Source organism: Spirosoma flavus, assembly GCF_054778555.1.
In genome coordinates this window covers 82269-98200 of the sequence record NZ_BAAGZL010000009.1, presented here as the reverse complement: position 1 = coordinate 98200, position 15932 = coordinate 82269, and the positions used below count along the sequence as shown (strand labels likewise).

Genomic DNA, 15932 nt, shown 5'->3' with positions numbered 1-15932 from the left:
CGCCACTTTCTATTCAAATTCCTGCTTCAGAATATTCAGGATCTCCTCTACAGTATCTTCTTCCAAGTCGGTACGTCGGACGAGTTCTTCTTTATTTAAGGCTAATACACTTTTAGCTGTATCGAGACCGACTTTGCGGAGTTCATCAATCATCCACTCGTCGATTTCGTCCGAGAACTCCATCAGGTCAACATCTTCATCATCTTCCTGACCTTCATTATCGCGGAATACGTCAATTTCCATATCGACCAGGCGGCCAGCTAGTTTAATGTTCTGTCCACCTTTCCCGATAGCTAATGATACCTGATCGGGTTTTAGGAAAACAGATACACGCCGGATTTCACGGTCGATTTGCATTGAACTGATTTTAGCTGGACTTAACGCTCTGCTAATCAACAGTTCAAGATTCTCAGTGTAGTTGATCACGTCGATATTTTCGTTACCCAATTCCCGAACGATACCGTGAATACGTGATCCTTTCATCCCTACGCAGGCTCCAACCGGATCAATGCGATCATCGTAAGATTCTACGGCAACTTTGGCCCGTTCGCCCGGTTCCCGAACAATCTTACGTATCGAAATCAGACCGTCGTAGATCTCAGGTACTTCAATTTCAAATAAACGCTCCAGGAAAACGGGCGACGTGCGGGAAAGCACAATTTTAGGTGTCCCATTCAGCATATCTACCCGGCTGATGACGGCTTTCACCGCTTCACCTTTCCGGTAACGATCTTTAGAAATCTGTTCGGTACGTGGCAAACTCAATTCATTGTTTTCGCCATCAACCAGAATGATCTCGTGCTTGAGCAACTGATAAACTTCAGCCGTAATTAAATCACCAACCTGATCTTTATATTTCTGATAAAGGAGTTCCTTCTCCATATCCTTTATCTTCTGAATCAGCGTCTGACGGGCCGTTTGTACAACACGACGGCCAAAATCTTCCAATTTAACTTCTTCAGCAACCTGCTCGCCTACTTCGAAATCGTCCTGAATTTTACGGGCTTCAGCGAGGGGAATTTTATCATAGTCCCATATATCTTCCGAATCGTCATCAACGATTTCGCGGGTACGCCACATCTCCAGGTCACCGCTTTCGGCGTTAATAATGACGTCGAAGTTTTCGTCGGTACCGTATTTCTTACGTATCATCGTCCGGAAGACTTCTTCCAGGATAGAAATCATGGTGGGCCGGTCTATGTTTTTGGACCGGGCAAAGTCAGCAAACGATTCAATTAATAGTCCACTGGTCATTTTAGTAGTTAGTCATGAGTCGGCAGTTGTCAATCGATAATTGTGAGTAACTAGTTTTACCAACGATTATCGACTGACGGCTAACAACATTATTTAAACGATATTTCTACATTCGCTTTTTTAATCTGCTCAAACGGAATTGGTGTGGGACCAACGGGCGCTGTTTCAGCATCTAGGTCAGCTTCTTTTTTCTTTTTACTCTTCGACTTTTTTTCAGGCTGAATATCCAGCACAATCTGCTCATCATTCGCGGACTCCAGCTTACCGGTTCGAGTCGTTCCATCGGTCAACGTTACAATAAGTTGACGTCCGACATTCCGTACGAACTGACGTGCGAAAGTGAGCGGATAGTCGATACCGGGCGATGAAACTTCGAGTGTAAATGGCTTTTCGCCGAAAAAATTTGACTCATCCATCACCGAACCTAGTTTACGGCTGACTTCGGCGCATTCATCAATCGTGATACCCGTATCGCTATCGAGCAGAATTGTTACTTTCAACCGCCCTCCCTGCCGACCAGCTACCTGACAATCAACAACATATAGTTGACCATTGTTAAGAAACGGTTGCAGCAGTTCAATAATTTTTGCTTTGTCGTCCATAAGGTAAGGCTAACAAAAAAGGGAGTGCGACTCCCTTTTTTAATCAATGCCATATGGTTTTATTGCCACAAAGATAATACGTTTCTGTGTCGATAGCAAGCCCCCTATAATAGCTTCGTGCAGGCAATTCACGTATAATGCCTTAATTTTGACGTAATGAGGATATTTGTTACGCCCACCGACACCCTATGACACTACGTACGAGAGCTGGGCAACTGGTTGCCTATTTTTTCCAGTCATTGCTGTGGTCGCTGAATATACTGCTGGTTCTATATACTTGCCTCGCTTATTGGTTGCTGTATTCGCTTCCAATTGAGCACTGGACAGCCGGTATGATTATGATTTCGTTACCAGTAGCCCTTTTTCTGAATCTTGTAGTAGTTATTCTATGGCTTACCACTAGCCCCTGGCGGAGTTGGCTCTCCGGAATCGTGGTGATTGTGGGAATGCTTTTGTTCGGACACCGAACATTTGTCTGGAATAGTGAACAACCAATACCAGCTGGCTTCGAAGCGGTAAAAGTATTCAGTTACAATGCACACACGTTTGGTCTTGAAGATTACTGGACACGTTTCCGAAGTTCCCCCCGCGCCCGACGTATCATCAACTACGTAGTACGTTATGATGCACCGATCAAATGCTTCCAGGAATTTGCCACCGCAACTGAAATACCAGATTATGATATGGTGCAACGTTTCCAAAAAGCAGGTTATCCGTACTCAGCGATCTTGCACTCCGAAGAAGAACGAGCCAAACTGGGCTATGTCGGAGTCGCCACTTTTTCCAAGTATCCTATAGTAGCATCGGGTAGTCAGGCTTTTGACGGCGCTAATGGAGTCGTTTGGGCGAATGTCAAAATTGGTAATGACACCATCCGTATTATAAACGTCCATTTGCAATCGATGGGGATTCGAGTTGGCCGTGTCCTGAAACAGAATGAGTTAAAAAAAGTGCGTCAGGAAACTCGTGGCGTACTCAGTGCACTACGTAACGGCTTTATCGAACGTAACGATCAAGTTCGGATTGTCGAGAAATTCATTCAGGAGAGTCCGTATCCAGTGATTGTCACCGGTGATCACAACGATACGCCCTACAGCGTCGTTTACGAACGATTGCGACGGATATTACCGAATAGTTTCGAAGATGCGGGACGTGGTTTTGGCTTCACGTACAATCGATTGCCCGGATTTATACGTATCGACCACCAATTTCACGATCCTAAACTACCCGTTCAGAATTTCGAGACGATCAATTACATTGGTTATTCCGACCACTACCCTATTGTTGGAACGTATCTTGTGAAGAAATAGACTTTAAGAAAACGCTACGTAGTAAAAGTTGCTACTGCTACCTTACGGATGTGCATTCACCCAAACTTCCCCATCCGTAAAAATTTCTTTTTTCCAGATCGGGACGGTTTCTTTAATGGTATCGATAATGTAACGGCAAGCTTCAAAAGCATCAGCGCGGTGAGCAGTAGCCACCCCAATTAGAACCGCTATTTCACCAATCTGCAACGTACCTTTCCGGTGAATAATCAGGCAACGTAGCAGCGGCCAGCGCTGATTGGCATCATCGGCAATTTTCTGCATCTCGCTGATTGCCATTCGGTCGTAGGCTTCATACTCCAATCGGTCAACCGCACGCTCCTGCGTATTGTCGCGCACTACACCCAGAAATAAATCGATTGCTCCCGCCTGCGCCGACTGTAATTCATTTAAGGCAGACGTAACATCGATGGGTTCAGAAGTAATCGAAATCATACGTGAATAATGAGTAACAGGATTGATAAATCATTCTACATCATTCATTTTCTTATCCTCCACTAACAGGCGGAATAAGCGCGATTTCGTCGTTTTGCCGAATCGGCTGGTCGGCGTCGGCATATTCACCATTCACCGCTACTAACAACGAGCGAATGGAAGCCAGAGCTGGATAATCTTGATGCAATTGATTCAGCAAATCCGTTACCTGCGCATTTTCAGGTAAGGAAACGGATACAACAGTCTGCCCGGCAAGGTCGCGGGTGATACCAAATAAGAGTACAGAAACAGTAGAATCCATAAAGTAACGTAACGGTCTGTCAACGTATCAGGCGAACAAGTAAAAGCGCTCTTGAAGTTCGCCTGATGTCCATAAAAAACCTGTGCTACACTCGCGTATTGCAGAATGATAGCACAGGTTTTTATAAAACAGAATTTCTATTTCGAGTTATCGAGCTTACGTTCGGCTTTTTTCATCTTCCGATCAGCCTTATCGAGCGCTTTGTTCGTGCCGTCTTTTACATCTTCCTTGGTATTACGTGCTGCTCTCTTCGTTTTCCGAGCTGCCTGACGGGTTTCACGTCCGACCTTATCGGCTGCGGCATCAACGGTTTGTCCGGCTTGTTTCGCCGTTTCTTTTGCATTCTCTTTCGTATCCTGAGCGAATACACCAGCGGTTGAAAAGGCCAGCATAGCTGCCAGCATCATTATTTTTTTCATGGTCGTTGAGTTGATTTCAAACAACGTAACAACCTCTGAAAAGACTTAATTGTTTGAAAGCTGACGGCAGGAATACTACGTTAATCCTTATGCTTAAACACTTTTACCTGATACACATAGTCCTGCATTCGTTTAATCTGTTGTTTGCGCGACAGATGGGCCAGCGTATTTTTCCGGTTCAGACGTAGCGGCTGACCTTTGAGCGAATCAACCGGAATTGTATTCAGCGCTTCAAGTAAATAATTGGTTTTTACAGCAAAACTGACACCTTCCGACGTAGTCTGTTTACCGCTAATGATACCTATTACGTTACCTTTCTCGTCAAGCAATGGGCCTCCTGAATTACCAGGGTTTACACCAATTGCTACCTGATAGGCCGTCGAATCACCCCGATAACCGGTTCCCGAACTTAAGTAGCCTTCGCCATAAACAATCTCTTCGCGCGGATAACCGAGAGTGTATACACGTTCGCCCAGATCGGATGGATGCGCTTCAAAACCATACGGAACAGGCGGCAGTGTCCGAAAAGCGCTGTCATCGCAAAGTTGCAGAAAAGCAAGATCATGCTTACTGTCGGTATAGACAACCCGTGCTTTATAAACCTCGCCTTTTCCGCTCTGCACATAGACCGAATCAGCATCCCGAACAATGTGGTTATTGGTTACAAAATAACCATCAGGCGTCAACAGAAAGCCCGAGCCTGAAACCTGTGCCGGATTGAGAGACAAGCCACGGCCGCGTCCGTTAATATCATTGATAAGCTTCCGCTGCGACGATTTAACCGCCTGAATTTCTTTACTAAGCAGACTATATTGCTGCTCCTGCTGATGACTTTGCTGATAAGATCGGTAGAGGAAAATAGAACCGAACGTAGTGATGATAGCCGCCGTTGCAGCTACTGCCAACGTAGTACGATACGTTTGCCACAACGCCCGAATCTGACCAGAGGTCTGACTTTGAAAACGATACGTATCAGCCTCCTGACGCATGGCGTCCATATCCAGCCGAGCTTGTACTTTTTTTAGCCGCTGCTTAAAACGAATACGTTCCCCGTAAGCGTAAAGCGACTGTTCGATTTCGTGTTCGTCGTTCATCTCTATGAGTGGTTATAGAGTTTCAAGATTGTATAGTTACGGAGTTGGCTGATGCAGAACTATACAACCTTATAATTCTTACTGTTTATACTCCGAAAAAAAGAGCCGTTTGAGCCGCATCAGACATTTATATTTCTGCGTTTTGGCGTTGTCGGCATTGGTATAGCCAAACTTTTCGGTAATCTCCTGCATACTTAGATGCTGGATATAAAAATCTTCTAATAACGTTCGACAGGGCTCACCTAGTCGGTCGAGCGAATCGGCCATTAACGTAAATTGACGGTCTCGCTCTTCGTGTTCCAGCAAGTCGTCGCTGATCTGTTCGATGGCTAATTCGTCGGATGCAGACGCTTCTACGTCACGTACCAAATATCTGCTACGTTGCGCCAACTGCTTCAGCCACAAGCGTCTGCACACAGAATAGAGGTACGTCTTAAGCTGACAATGCAGTTCCAGCGAACCACTTTTTACCTTCTCGAACAGAACAATCAACGCTTCCTGATAAATATCCTTAGCGTCGTCTTCGCTACCACTATTGTTGGTTACGAAATGCAACACCATCGGAAAATACTGGCGATAAAATTGCATTAATGCGTTGTCAGAGCCATCGGCCAAACCCATCAGCAACTCGTCATCAGTCCATGCGGGTAGCCTGTTTTCCTTCATTGGGTTGAGTTATTACTTAATACAAAAAAGCTTATCGACGTAACCCAAAAAAAAATAAAAAATGTTGGGTTACCTTTTTTGGTGTTGGGTATTAAGGTTGACATTTATTCATAAACTTTAAACGAAAACATTCTCAAAACTATGAAAGCAATCACGAAATCCGCCTTCTTTTTCATGGCTATGATCGCCCTGGCTACGTCTTGCAGCTCGAAAAAGACCGAAAGCACCGAAACGACCACCACCACGACGACAGATTCTTCTTCGACGATGGCTACGGACTCGACGATGGCTACGGATTCTGCTTCGACGATGTCTGCTGATAGCGCGAAGTAATTTTTGCTAAGGCACAACTGCCGGTAATTTTTGCCGACAACGCTATAAACGTTATAGAGGCCTCCTGATTCGTCAGGGGGCTTTTTTATTTTGTGTAGAGATAGGGAGCCCCTATCTCATAACAGATGGCGTTAGCGAAAAATAATTTAGGCAGCATTTCCATCCATTGATAAAACCATCCGGTCAGGAGAAAGGGCATGCCTTTATTTACGTCAACAACGCTTTCAACCCATTCATCTCAGCCGTGGGCGAGGCTCGTTCGTAAAGAATGCAATAGACGGCACTCGTGATAGGCATGTCAACGTTGAACTGCTTGTTGATCTCGTAGATGCTTTTTACTGCGTAGTAACCCTCAGCAATCATGTTCATTTCTGCCTGCGCCGATTGGATGGTATAGCCCCGACCGATCAATGTACCGAATGTTCGGTTTCGGCTGAAGGGCGAATACGCTGTAACGAGCAAATCACCTAGGTAGGCTGACCCACTCAAATCCCGGTGTTTCGGATAGATGGCATCCACGAACCGGCGAATTTCCTGCATGGCATTCGATACCAGTACCGCCTGAAAATTATCGCCGTAGCCTAGCCCCCGTGTGATACCGCAGGCCAGAGCGATAATGTTTTTCATGACAGCCGCATACTCAATCCCATAGATGTCATCAACAGGCGTAGTCTGAACGAAGCGGCAACGTAGCAGGTCGGCCACTCGTTGCGCACTGTTTGAATCAGGTGAGGCAATAGTAAGATAAGACTGTTTTTCGAGAGCCACCTCTTCGGCGTGGCAGGGACCAGCAATCACTGCCATTCGCCAAGCGGGTACGGCGTATTGTTCGCTTATCCAGTCAGTTACTAGCTGATTGGCAGACGGAATCATGCCTTTAATGGCTGAAATAACCCATTTCCCGGCAAAATGCTCAGGTTTTAACCCCGTCAGTGCGTCGCCAATAAACGCGGCTGGAACAGCTAGAATAATGAATTCGCTATCGCGGACAGCCTCCCTAATTTTGGTGCAGACTTTCACCTTACGGGTATTAATCTGCACATCGCTGAGGTAGCTAGGATTGTGTCCAAATTTTTTGATATGCTCCGCATCCGACGATTTACGGAGCCACCATTTAATACTGACGTTGTTTTCGGAAAGAATTTTAACGAGAGCCGTAGCCCAGCTCCCTCCACCAACCATCGTCAGCCGAACGGGTTGTAATTGTTTCATGGAGTAAAGATAAGCCTGAACCGGGATTTAGCAGATTTATGGATTTTCTGGATTTTGTTTCCCGCTTCTTCGAAGCGCATTAATCTGATGAAAACAAAATCCAGAAAATCCATAAATCTGCTAAATCCCGGTTCAGAAATCAATTCTAATCTTCTTTATCTTCTTCCTCTTTCTTTTTGTTCTTCTTCGGATCGCGTTTTACGAGGAGTTGACCGTTTTTCAGTTTTTTGGAAACGGCAATAAACGGACCCGATACAATCTGTTCGCCGGGTTGCAGCCCCGATACAATTTCAATATTTTCGAAGTCGCTAATACCCGTTTTAACTTCCCGTTGCGTGGCTTTACCCGCTACATTAACAAAAACAATTTCTTTAGGTTTCTCTTTCTTTTCGACCTGATTTGTTGGTTTTTCATCAACCGTACCGTTACGTCGATCTTCCATTTTTTCGGTATCAATAGCCGTTGAGTCAGCGCCACGCGTTGTAACGGCAGCGATCGGCACCGACAGTACGTTCGATTTGCGATCAGTAATGATTTCTACGGAAGCCGTCATTCCTGGCTTAAATGGATAGCCTTTTTTGTCCTTTACGGCCAGCAAATCGGCATAGGAATTATTAAGGATTTTTACTTTCACTTCAAACTCCGTAACCGCATCCGTTGATACAGAAGCGGCTGCCCCTGTCGAAGCGGCCAGTCCATTGGCGGTATTGGCTACTTCATATACAATACCCTTGAATTTGCGGCCAGACGTAGTGTAGGAATCAACTTCGATATCGGCGGTATCGCCCAACGTAACACGTACAATGTCGTTCTCGTTGACGTTGACCCGAACTTCCATATTTTGAAGGTTTGCAATCCGCATGATTTCCGTACCGGCCATCTGCGACGTACCCACAACACGTTCGCCCAATTCAATATTTAACTTCGAAACGGTTCCGTTGACAGGGCAATAGATGGTCGTTTTACGCAGGTTTTCGCTGGCGTCGCGAAGGTTAGCTTCGGCGCTTTGAATATTGAACTGAGCCGCCCGAACGTTGGCTTTAGCGGCTTCAACCTCCTGCTGCCCTACATTATAGTTGGCTTCGCTGGTTTCGAGATCGGCGGAGGAAATAACTTTATCAGCATACAGTTTACGAGCGCGCTCATAATCGGCTTTGGCGCGAATTAACCGCGCACTTGATTGAGCCACTGATGCTTTCGACTGTTCCAGCTGCGCCCGACTCTGATTGACTGTAGCTTTTGCCCGTGCCATCATCGACTCATAGTTGTCGGGGCGGATGCGGCACAGGAGTTGACCCGCTTTTACTGGATCGCCTTCGTTTACGTATAAACCAATGATTTCACCAGATACATCGGGGCTGATTTTGACTTCGACCTGGGGCTGAACGCGTCCAGAAGCCGTAACCCGTTCAACGATATTAGTCCGTTTAACCAGGGCAAAATCAACTTCGGTTGCTTCAGGTTTACCAATCCATCCGGCTTGTTTGGCCGCAACGAGGCCACCGGTAATCAGAACAATCAGTCCTCCTAAAATCCACCAGATGCGGTTTGACTTCTTCATAATGAGCGAAAGAGCGAAAGAATGAAAGAGTGGTTTCCCATTCAGCCGTTAAGGCTCTCGTGAACAAGCTACATCCAAATAGATAACGCTCTTTCACACTTTCGCTCTTTCGCTTAATTAAAACCTAAGGGTTTGTTTTGGTAATAATCTAAAATTTTGGTTCGAAATACGTAATCATATTTGGCCTGCACCAGACTAGCCCGAGCGCGGTCGAGATTCGTTTTGGCAATGTTATAATCTGTAGCATTTATAGCACCGGCATTTAATCTGCTTTCAGCTATCTGAAACGCCCGATCTAGTGATTCTACCTGTACTTGTGTTGCTCGGTAGCGATTAGCCCCCGCTTTCATTAGCGTATACGCCGTTTCAATTTGCTGGCGCAACGTCAGAAGAGTATTCTGAGCCGTTAATTCTGCATTCTGCTGCTGGATTTTTGCCGTCGTGATTCGATTGCGCGACAAGTTACCCTGAAAAATAGGTACACGCAAAAACAAAGATACCGATTGACTAAAGTTGTTTTCTAGTTGAGAGCCATAGGAAATCCCGGCACGGTCGGAGCCTTGTGTTGAAATGTTAATAGGGATATTTGTTCCGGTAGCAGGGTCGGTTATAAAGCCAACCGTTGTTTGATTCGTCTGGCCGTTCGGTACACTTATACTGGCAGCACTAGAATAAATAGTGCTCAAGTTTCCATTTAGCGATAGAGTTGGATAAAGTCCGCCTTTGGCTACTTCAACCCCGAGTGCAGCACTTTTAACCCGCAAATCAGCGCCCTTCACTTCGGGCAAACTAGTAGAGGCTACATCATACAACTGCTGTACACTAGCGCTGTATGGGTCCAGATTCGGATCGGGCACACTAACGGGCACTACGTCAAAATCCTGATTAATAGGCACATTCATCGCCTGCATCAGGGCTACTTTAGCCAGATCAAGCGTGTTTTGAGCAGTAATGATATCTACTTCATTGCCGGCCAATGTCGCCCGTAATTCAAACAGATTTGATTCGGGTGCCGATCCCGCGCTCACTAAACGCTGAGTACGTTCTAACTGTGCCCTCGTTACGTCAGCTTGACGCTGCGCAACCGCCAGTTGCTCGGCTCCGGTCAGTACGTTGAGGTAGTTCTGCGCAACCGTCAACGATACGTTGTTTTGCGTGGCATTTAGCTCTTCCTGACTAGCCTGAAGCGCCAGATTGTTTTGCTTCACCGTATTTTGAAGCACCATGCCATTATAAAGCGTAACGGATGTGTTAAGCTGGTAATTACTGGATTTGATGGTCTGCTGAACGAAGGTGTTATCCTGAGGGTTGATACTACGACCTCCGTTGATTGACTGATTCGATTGAAAAACCGCGGATGGCAGCCGGTTCAGGCGGGCCTGATGCAGTTGCAGATCACTATTGGCAACAGTTAGGCGTCCCTGCCGCACCAAAAGATTATTTTGCTGCGCAACGTCAATGCATTGCTGCAATGACATTCGCGACGACACCATGGCGGTTGCCGTGCTCGTAGGTGCGGTGGTGGTTGTAGCACCAGGTGTGTTTTGCGCGTATGTGCCCGACAGACCTACTGTCAGGAATAGGACCGTTACGACCCGCATTTGTTTCCACGCCACTTGAGTACACATAATTTTGATCGTTCAATGTTACAAACTTACCTTCGGCCTGGCTATCATTTTAGGATAAACGGCGCAAACTAAGCATGTTTCTGGTTTATAATTCGGATGTACTTTACGAAAACGATTTTAGCCTATCAATCAACGACCGGGCTTTTCAGTACGGCGATGGTCTCTTTGAAACCATCCGTTACGAACAAGGTACGGTCTGGTTCTGGCCCGATCACTTCGACCGCCTTACTGCCGGCATGGCTGCTTTGGGTCTTCAGGCACCAGACCATTTCACCGCCGATATTCTTCACCAACGTATCACTGAATTAGTAGTGGCAAACAATTTAACCAATGTGGTAGCACGTATCAAGATCCAGGTTTGGCGACAGGCGGGTGGACTTTACACCCCAACCACGCCAAAAGCCAACGTATTGATCACTGCTCGTTCTGGTCATTCGTTCGCGATTACTACTAAAAGGCACGTAGCCGTCTACGATACGTTCCGATTGTCGACTTCACCAGTTTCTGCCTTCAAGACTCTGAATGCCCTACCCTACGTACTGGCTGGCGTTTATAAAGAGCAAAACAAACTTGATGATGTCATTCTGCTCGACACCAATGGAAATCTGGCGGAATGCCTGGCGTCAAATCTGTTCTGGTATGCCAATCATACTTTATTTTCACCATCGCTCCAGACCGGCTGTATCAACGGCATCGTTCGGCGACAATTGCTACGTTCAGCACCTACGCTGGGCATCTCACTAATCGAGGGATTGTATCAGCCTGACGTACTGACCCACGCCGACGTCGTGTTTTGCACGAACGTAATGGGTATTCAGTGGCTACGTAGCATCAATGGCCTAAATAATAGTCAGTCTACACCGAGCATTGCCAACGCAGAGTCCTTACTTAACGCCCTGTTCGCTCAGCTTCACAGCTGAATCTTCGAGCCAGCCATCTTTCAGTCGAAGGATACGTGTTCCATATTCAGCATTGACTTCAGAGTGAGTTACCTGCACAATGGTTACGCCATCTTTCTGATTCAGTTCACGGAATAGTTCCATGATATCACGGGCCTGATCAGAGTGAAGGTTACCTGTTGGTTCATCGGCAAAAATAACGCTTGGTCCAGCCGCCAGCGCCCGAGCAATACCGACTAGTTGTTGCTGACCGCCTGATAGTTGAGCCGGAAACAAATCTTTTTTGGCGACGATGTTGAAGCGGTCGAGCAATTCGGCTACGCGACTTTTGCGTTCCGATCCACTCAGGCCCTTATACAACAAAGGTGTTTCAATGTTTTCGTATACCGTCAGTTCGTCGATGAGATGATACGCCTGAAATACGAAGCCGATCTGAGTTCGGTGGAGTTCGGTACGTCGTTTCTCCGAGAGCTTCTGCACGGGCTGGTCGTCGAAGAAATATTCCCCTTCAGAAGGCTCTTCGAGTAGCCCCAGAATATGGAGCAGCGTTGACTTCCCCGATCCCGACGGTCCCATGATGGATACGAATTCACCCTGATTGATGTCGAGGGTGACATTACGTAACACATAGACCCGGCCAAACCCGGCGGGATAGTATTTTGAGACGTTGCGGAGCTGAATCATAATTGGTTACTTTGAAATGTTTTTTTATTAGTTCAGGTAAAGGCTCATTAGTACGTATTCTTCACAGAAAGTCAATTTGTAAGTCCGTACAGGTATCTAAAAGATAAAGAAACTGTAGCCGAATCAACTTCATTTTCTACTTTACTCCGGTTGTACTTAAACTCTTTTCTGTAATAGCTCAAGGCTCGTGCCAGTTTCCTACCATACTGACAACGAATCATTTACAAAGAAGATGGATCTAACTATCGTCCGCTACCGGACAACGATTTTTTGAAACCGGACATGTTTTTTTACGAAAAGAGTGCAACTTACTCAATGATTTTACCATCTTCTCAAAAAAACTAAAATCGCTAATCTCATGAAAGCAATTCTCTTCACACTTTTCCTCTTTACTGCCGGTATCAATCCTACTATTGACGACGACTGGAAAAAAGACCGGTCTGTGTCGGGTTTTTCGGGTATCAGCGTGAGTAGTGGTATCGACTTGTATTTAACGCAGGGAAGTTCGGAGAAACTAACCTTCGACGTAAAAGGTGTCGACGAAGACCGTGTGAAATCGGAAGTCAAAAATGGCGTTCTAAAGCTTTATATTGAAAAGAAAGGCTTTGGCAACTGGAATTTCGGTCGGAATAACTACGTAAAAGCATATGTGACTTTCAAGCAGTTGACAGATTTACAGGCTTCAGGCGGGGCTGATGTGTTTAGTCAGGGCCGACTTTCATTCAACGATCTGAACGTAGAAGCTTCTGGTGGAGCTGATGTAAAACTGGATCTAAAAGCCGATAAACTGAACGTTGAAGCTTCTGGTGGCGCCGATGCTACAATTCAGGGAACGGCTCGCCACCTGAACGCCAATGGTTCAGGTGGCGCCGACCTCGATGCTCGAAAGTTGACGGTAGAAATTTGCAATGCCAACTCGTCGGGTGGTTCCGATGTATATGTCAACGCCAGTAAAGAGTTGACAATGAAGGCATCAGGTGGGGCAGACATCTATTACTCGGGTTCTGCCAAAGTACTGGCCAAAAGCGAATCGGGTGGTGGCGACATTAGCCGGAGAGACTAAAAAGAGTAAAAGAGTGAACGAGTGAAAGCGCGAAAGAGTAATTTTGTCTGTTTCATTCTGAGTCACTTCGGCGAAACGCTTTCAACTTTCGTTGCGGCACTCTTTCGCTCTTGCACTCGTTCACTCTTTCGCTCTTTAAATTTTGACTCCCACAATTGGTATTCTTGGCGGAGGGCAGCTTGGCCTGATGCTCTTACAGGCGGCTATCGACTGGAATCTCCGCGTTCATGTACTCGACCCCGATGCTGAAGCGCCCTGTCGGCATTTGTGCACCCGATTTTCGCAGGGCTCGTTAACTGATTACGACACAGTTTATCAATTCGGGCAGTCGGTTGACGTATTGACCATTGAAATTGAACGGGTCAACGTCGATGCGCTCGAAGCCCTTGAACGTGAAGGGAAACGCGTATTTCCACAGCCATCAGTGATACGTACCATTCAGGATAAGCGTCTTCAAAAGCAGTTCTATTCCGCCCATAATCTCCCTACTGCCGACTACGTATTGACCGAAACTCGTGCCGACGTAGCGATGGTCGATATTCAACAGCCGGATTTTCTTCCCGCTTTTCATAAACTAGGCCGCGATGGCTACGATGGCCGGGGGGTGCAACGTATCGCGTCAGTAGAAGATGTTGGAAAAGCGTTTGACGCGCCGGGCGTACTGGAAAAAGCCGTTGATTTTGAGAAAGAATTAGCTGTTATCGTCGCCAGAAATGAGCGCGGGGAAGTGCAAACTTTTCCGACAGTGGAAATGGTGTTTCATCCCGAATTAAATCTGGTCGAATACCTTTTTGCCCCGGCAGAAATATCACCCGAGATTAATCAGAAAGCACAAGATATTGCCCAACGTACCGCCGACGCTTTCGGTATTGTCGGATTACTTGCTGTTGAATTATTTCTGGATAAGCTCGGCAACGTATTGATTAACGAAGTGGCCCCTCGCCCCCACAATAGCGGGCATCATACCATTCGGGCCAACGTAACATCGCAGTTTGAACAGCATTGGCGGGCCATTTTGAACTATCCACTTGGCGATACGTCGGCGTATCAACCGGCCGCCATGGTCAACCTCCTTGGCGAAGATGGACATACTGGTCCGGCCGTTTATGAAGGACTTGAAAACCTGCTATCTATTCCCGGCGTATTCCCGTTTTTCTACGGAAAAGCTGTTACGAAACCCTTCCGTAAAATGGGCCACGTAACAGTTATGGACAATTCGCTGAACGCATTACGTACCAAAGTCGAGCAAGTGAAAGCAGGAATTCGAGTAATAACTTAAGGATAATAAATAGTCATAACCGGATAATGAAACCCTAACTTTTTTGGAAAACTTACGGCTTCATTATCCGGTTGTGACTATATGAAAATGCGCAAAAAAAGTGACCTCCCAACGAAAATTTGCCCAGTTTGTAATCGTCCGTTTAGTTGGCGGAAGAAATGGGAACGCGATTGGGAACAGGTTATCTATTGCAGCGACGCCTGCCGACGGATCAATAAATCAGCGAGTGTGCTTCACAGTTCACATTCATAATTAGGCTACTACGTTGGTCAACGTACCGATAGCGTCAATTGTGATACTAATTTCGTCGCCGGAACGTAGTGTAAAATCGTCGGTTGGCACAATGCCAGTTCCTGTCATCAGGAAGCACCCATTGGCAAACGAACATTCGCGGTATAGAAATGAAACCAGTTCTGTATGCTGCCGCTTCATCTGGCTAATGGCAATACTCTGTGTAAAAACAGCCTGACCATTCCGAATGATTTCTAAACGAATCTCCGTTGTAGGCGCAAGGGGTGATTCAGGAATGTAGAGACACGGCCCAAGTGCAGCGCTGCCATCGTACGATTTCGCCTGTGGGAGGTACAACGGATTTTCGCCCTCAATGCTACGTGAACTCATGTCATTGCCGCAGGTGTAACCCACAATTTTACCAGATGACGTAATGAAAAGCGTTAGTTCCGGTTCTGGTACGTTCCAGGTTGAGTCAGCGCGGATACGCACATTTGCGCCGGGGCCAACGACGCGCTCGGGCGTTGCTTTGAAGAATAATTCGGGCCGGTCGGCGTCATAAACGCGATCATAGAAATTGTCGCCCCCTGCTTTTTTCGATTCTTCCATCCGGGCATCGCGGCTACGCAGATACGTAACACCCGACGCCCAAACCTCCTGACGGCCAATGGGAGCTAGCAATCCCGCCTGAACCCAATCGTGATACGTAGGTGAGGGCGTAGCAACCTGGGTGAGTTGCTGCAAATGACTGTATAGATCATCTCGATTGACAAGAGTGTCCCAGTCGGCGGTGGGTACGTTGTAGAACTGATCAGCTGATTCCAGAACTATTCCGGAGTGTGTATTGTAAAGTTTCATGGAAGGTAATTTTATCAGTAATAATAGCGTACAAAGGCGACTTTTTACTCTAAAAAGCGTTATCTTAGATTGTTTACTATCCTTC

At 46.4% G+C, this 15932-nt stretch carries 18 protein-coding genes; 6 read left to right on the top strand and 12 right to left on the bottom strand.

Features of this window, described 5'->3' with window-relative positions; translation table 11 throughout:
• Positions 1-9: 9 nt before the first annotated feature.
• The gene (nusA, locus tag ACYVF1_RS30250; RefSeq protein ID WP_461086092.1) at positions 10-1254 is read right to left on the bottom strand and encodes a transcription termination factor NusA; all 1245 of its coding nucleotides are present in this window, start codon (positions 1252-1254) and stop codon (positions 10-12) included.
• A gap of 89 nt (positions 1255-1343) precedes the next feature.
• Positions 1344-1856, bottom strand: a complete 513-nt coding sequence (locus ACYVF1_RS30245; protein ID WP_461086090.1) for a ribosome maturation factor RimP — start codon at positions 1854-1856, stop codon at positions 1344-1346.
• A gap of 188 nt (positions 1857-2044) precedes the next feature.
• On the opposite strand from ACYVF1_RS30245, the gene ACYVF1_RS30240 reads away from it, so the two are divergent.
• Complete coding sequence (locus ACYVF1_RS30240; protein ID WP_461086088.1) at positions 2045-3166, top strand: endonuclease/exonuclease/phosphatase family protein; 1122 nt, start codon at positions 2045-2047, stop codon at positions 3164-3166.
• Between the two features lie 42 nt (positions 3167-3208).
• Here the strand turns inward: ACYVF1_RS30240 and ACYVF1_RS30235 are convergent, their stop codons facing one another.
• The 5 genes from ACYVF1_RS30235 to ACYVF1_RS30215 all read right to left on the bottom strand — a co-directional run bounded on the left by ACYVF1_RS30235 (position 3209) and on the right by ACYVF1_RS30215 (position 6099).
• Entirely contained in the window at positions 3209-3619 is a 411-nt protein-coding gene (locus tag ACYVF1_RS30235; RefSeq protein ID WP_461086086.1) for a molybdenum cofactor biosynthesis protein MoaE, read from the bottom strand.
• A gap of 52 nt (positions 3620-3671) precedes the next feature.
• Positions 3672-3920: a molybdopterin converting factor subunit 1 gene (gene moaD, locus ACYVF1_RS30230; protein ID WP_461086084.1), complete on the bottom strand. Its 249-nt coding sequence runs from the start codon at positions 3918-3920 to the stop codon at positions 3672-3674.
• Positions 3921-4057: 137 nt separating this feature from the next.
• Positions 4058-4339 (bottom strand): hypothetical protein, encoded by a 282-nt coding sequence (locus tag ACYVF1_RS30225; protein WP_461086082.1) that lies wholly within the window; start codon positions 4337-4339, stop codon positions 4058-4060.
• A gap of 80 nt (positions 4340-4419) precedes the next feature.
• Positions 4420-5433 carry a S1C family serine protease gene (locus ACYVF1_RS30220; RefSeq protein ID WP_461086080.1) on the bottom strand — a complete coding sequence of 338 codons (1014 nt, stop codon included), beginning with the start codon at positions 5431-5433 and terminating at the stop codon, positions 4420-4422.
• A 78-nt stretch (positions 5434-5511) separates the two neighbouring features.
• Complete coding sequence (locus ACYVF1_RS30215) at positions 5512-6099, bottom strand: RNA polymerase sigma factor (protein ID WP_461086078.1); 588 nt, start codon at positions 6097-6099, stop codon at positions 5512-5514.
• Positions 6100-6240: 141 nt separating this feature from the next.
• On the opposite strand from ACYVF1_RS30215, the gene ACYVF1_RS30210 reads away from it, so the two are divergent.
• Positions 6241-6432: a hypothetical protein gene (locus ACYVF1_RS30210; protein ID WP_460957241.1), complete on the top strand. Its 192-nt coding sequence runs from the start codon at positions 6241-6243 to the stop codon at positions 6430-6432.
• Positions 6433-6639: 207 nt separating this feature from the next.
• Here ACYVF1_RS30210 and ACYVF1_RS30205 read toward each other — a convergent pair whose 3' ends face one another.
• The 3 genes from ACYVF1_RS30205 to ACYVF1_RS30195 form a co-directional block, all read right to left on the bottom strand.
• Entirely contained in the window at positions 6640-7644 is a 1005-nt protein-coding gene (locus ACYVF1_RS30205; RefSeq protein ID WP_461086076.1) for an NAD(P)H-dependent glycerol-3-phosphate dehydrogenase, read from the bottom strand.
• A 145-nt stretch (positions 7645-7789) separates the two neighbouring features.
• The gene (locus ACYVF1_RS30200; RefSeq protein ID WP_461086313.1) at positions 7790-9208 is read right to left on the bottom strand and encodes an efflux RND transporter periplasmic adaptor subunit; all 1419 of its coding nucleotides are present in this window, start codon (positions 9206-9208) and stop codon (positions 7790-7792) included.
• 110 nt (positions 9209-9318) lie between these two features.
• Positions 9319-10833, bottom strand: coding sequence for a TolC family protein (locus ACYVF1_RS30195; RefSeq protein WP_461086074.1), 1515 nt, complete (start codon positions 10831-10833; stop codon positions 9319-9321).
• A 74-nt stretch (positions 10834-10907) separates the two neighbouring features.
• Between ACYVF1_RS30195 and ACYVF1_RS30190 the strand changes: the two genes are divergently transcribed.
• Positions 10908-11753, top strand: coding sequence for an aminotransferase class IV (locus ACYVF1_RS30190; RefSeq protein ID WP_461086072.1), 846 nt, complete (start codon positions 10908-10910; stop codon positions 11751-11753).
• Here ACYVF1_RS30190 and ACYVF1_RS30185 read toward each other — a convergent pair.
• Positions 11718-12416, bottom strand: coding sequence for an ABC transporter ATP-binding protein (locus ACYVF1_RS30185; protein ID WP_461086070.1), 699 nt, complete (start codon positions 12414-12416; stop codon positions 11718-11720). The genes ACYVF1_RS30190 and ACYVF1_RS30185 overlap by 36 nt on opposite strands.
• A gap of 358 nt (positions 12417-12774) precedes the next feature.
• Here ACYVF1_RS30185 and ACYVF1_RS30180 point away from each other — a divergent pair, with 358 nt between their 5' ends.
• From ACYVF1_RS30180 to ACYVF1_RS30170, 3 genes are all read left to right on the top strand, one after another.
• Positions 12775-13479: a head GIN domain-containing protein gene (locus ACYVF1_RS30180; RefSeq protein ID WP_461086068.1), complete on the top strand. Its 705-nt coding sequence runs from the start codon at positions 12775-12777 to the stop codon at positions 13477-13479.
• A 142-nt stretch (positions 13480-13621) separates the two neighbouring features.
• Entirely contained in the window at positions 13622-14758 is a 1137-nt protein-coding gene (locus ACYVF1_RS30175) for a 5-(carboxyamino)imidazole ribonucleotide synthase (RefSeq protein ID WP_461086066.1), read from the top strand.
• Between the two features lie 81 nt (positions 14759-14839).
• Positions 14840-15010, top strand: coding sequence for a DUF2256 domain-containing protein (locus ACYVF1_RS30170; RefSeq protein WP_461086064.1), 171 nt, complete (start codon positions 14840-14842; stop codon positions 15008-15010).
• Here the strand turns inward: ACYVF1_RS30170 and ACYVF1_RS30165 are convergent, their stop codons facing one another.
• Positions 15011-15847, bottom strand: a complete 837-nt coding sequence (locus ACYVF1_RS30165) for a fumarylacetoacetate hydrolase family protein (protein WP_461086062.1) — start codon at positions 15845-15847, stop codon at positions 15011-15013.
• Positions 15848-15932: the final 85 nt, after the last annotated feature.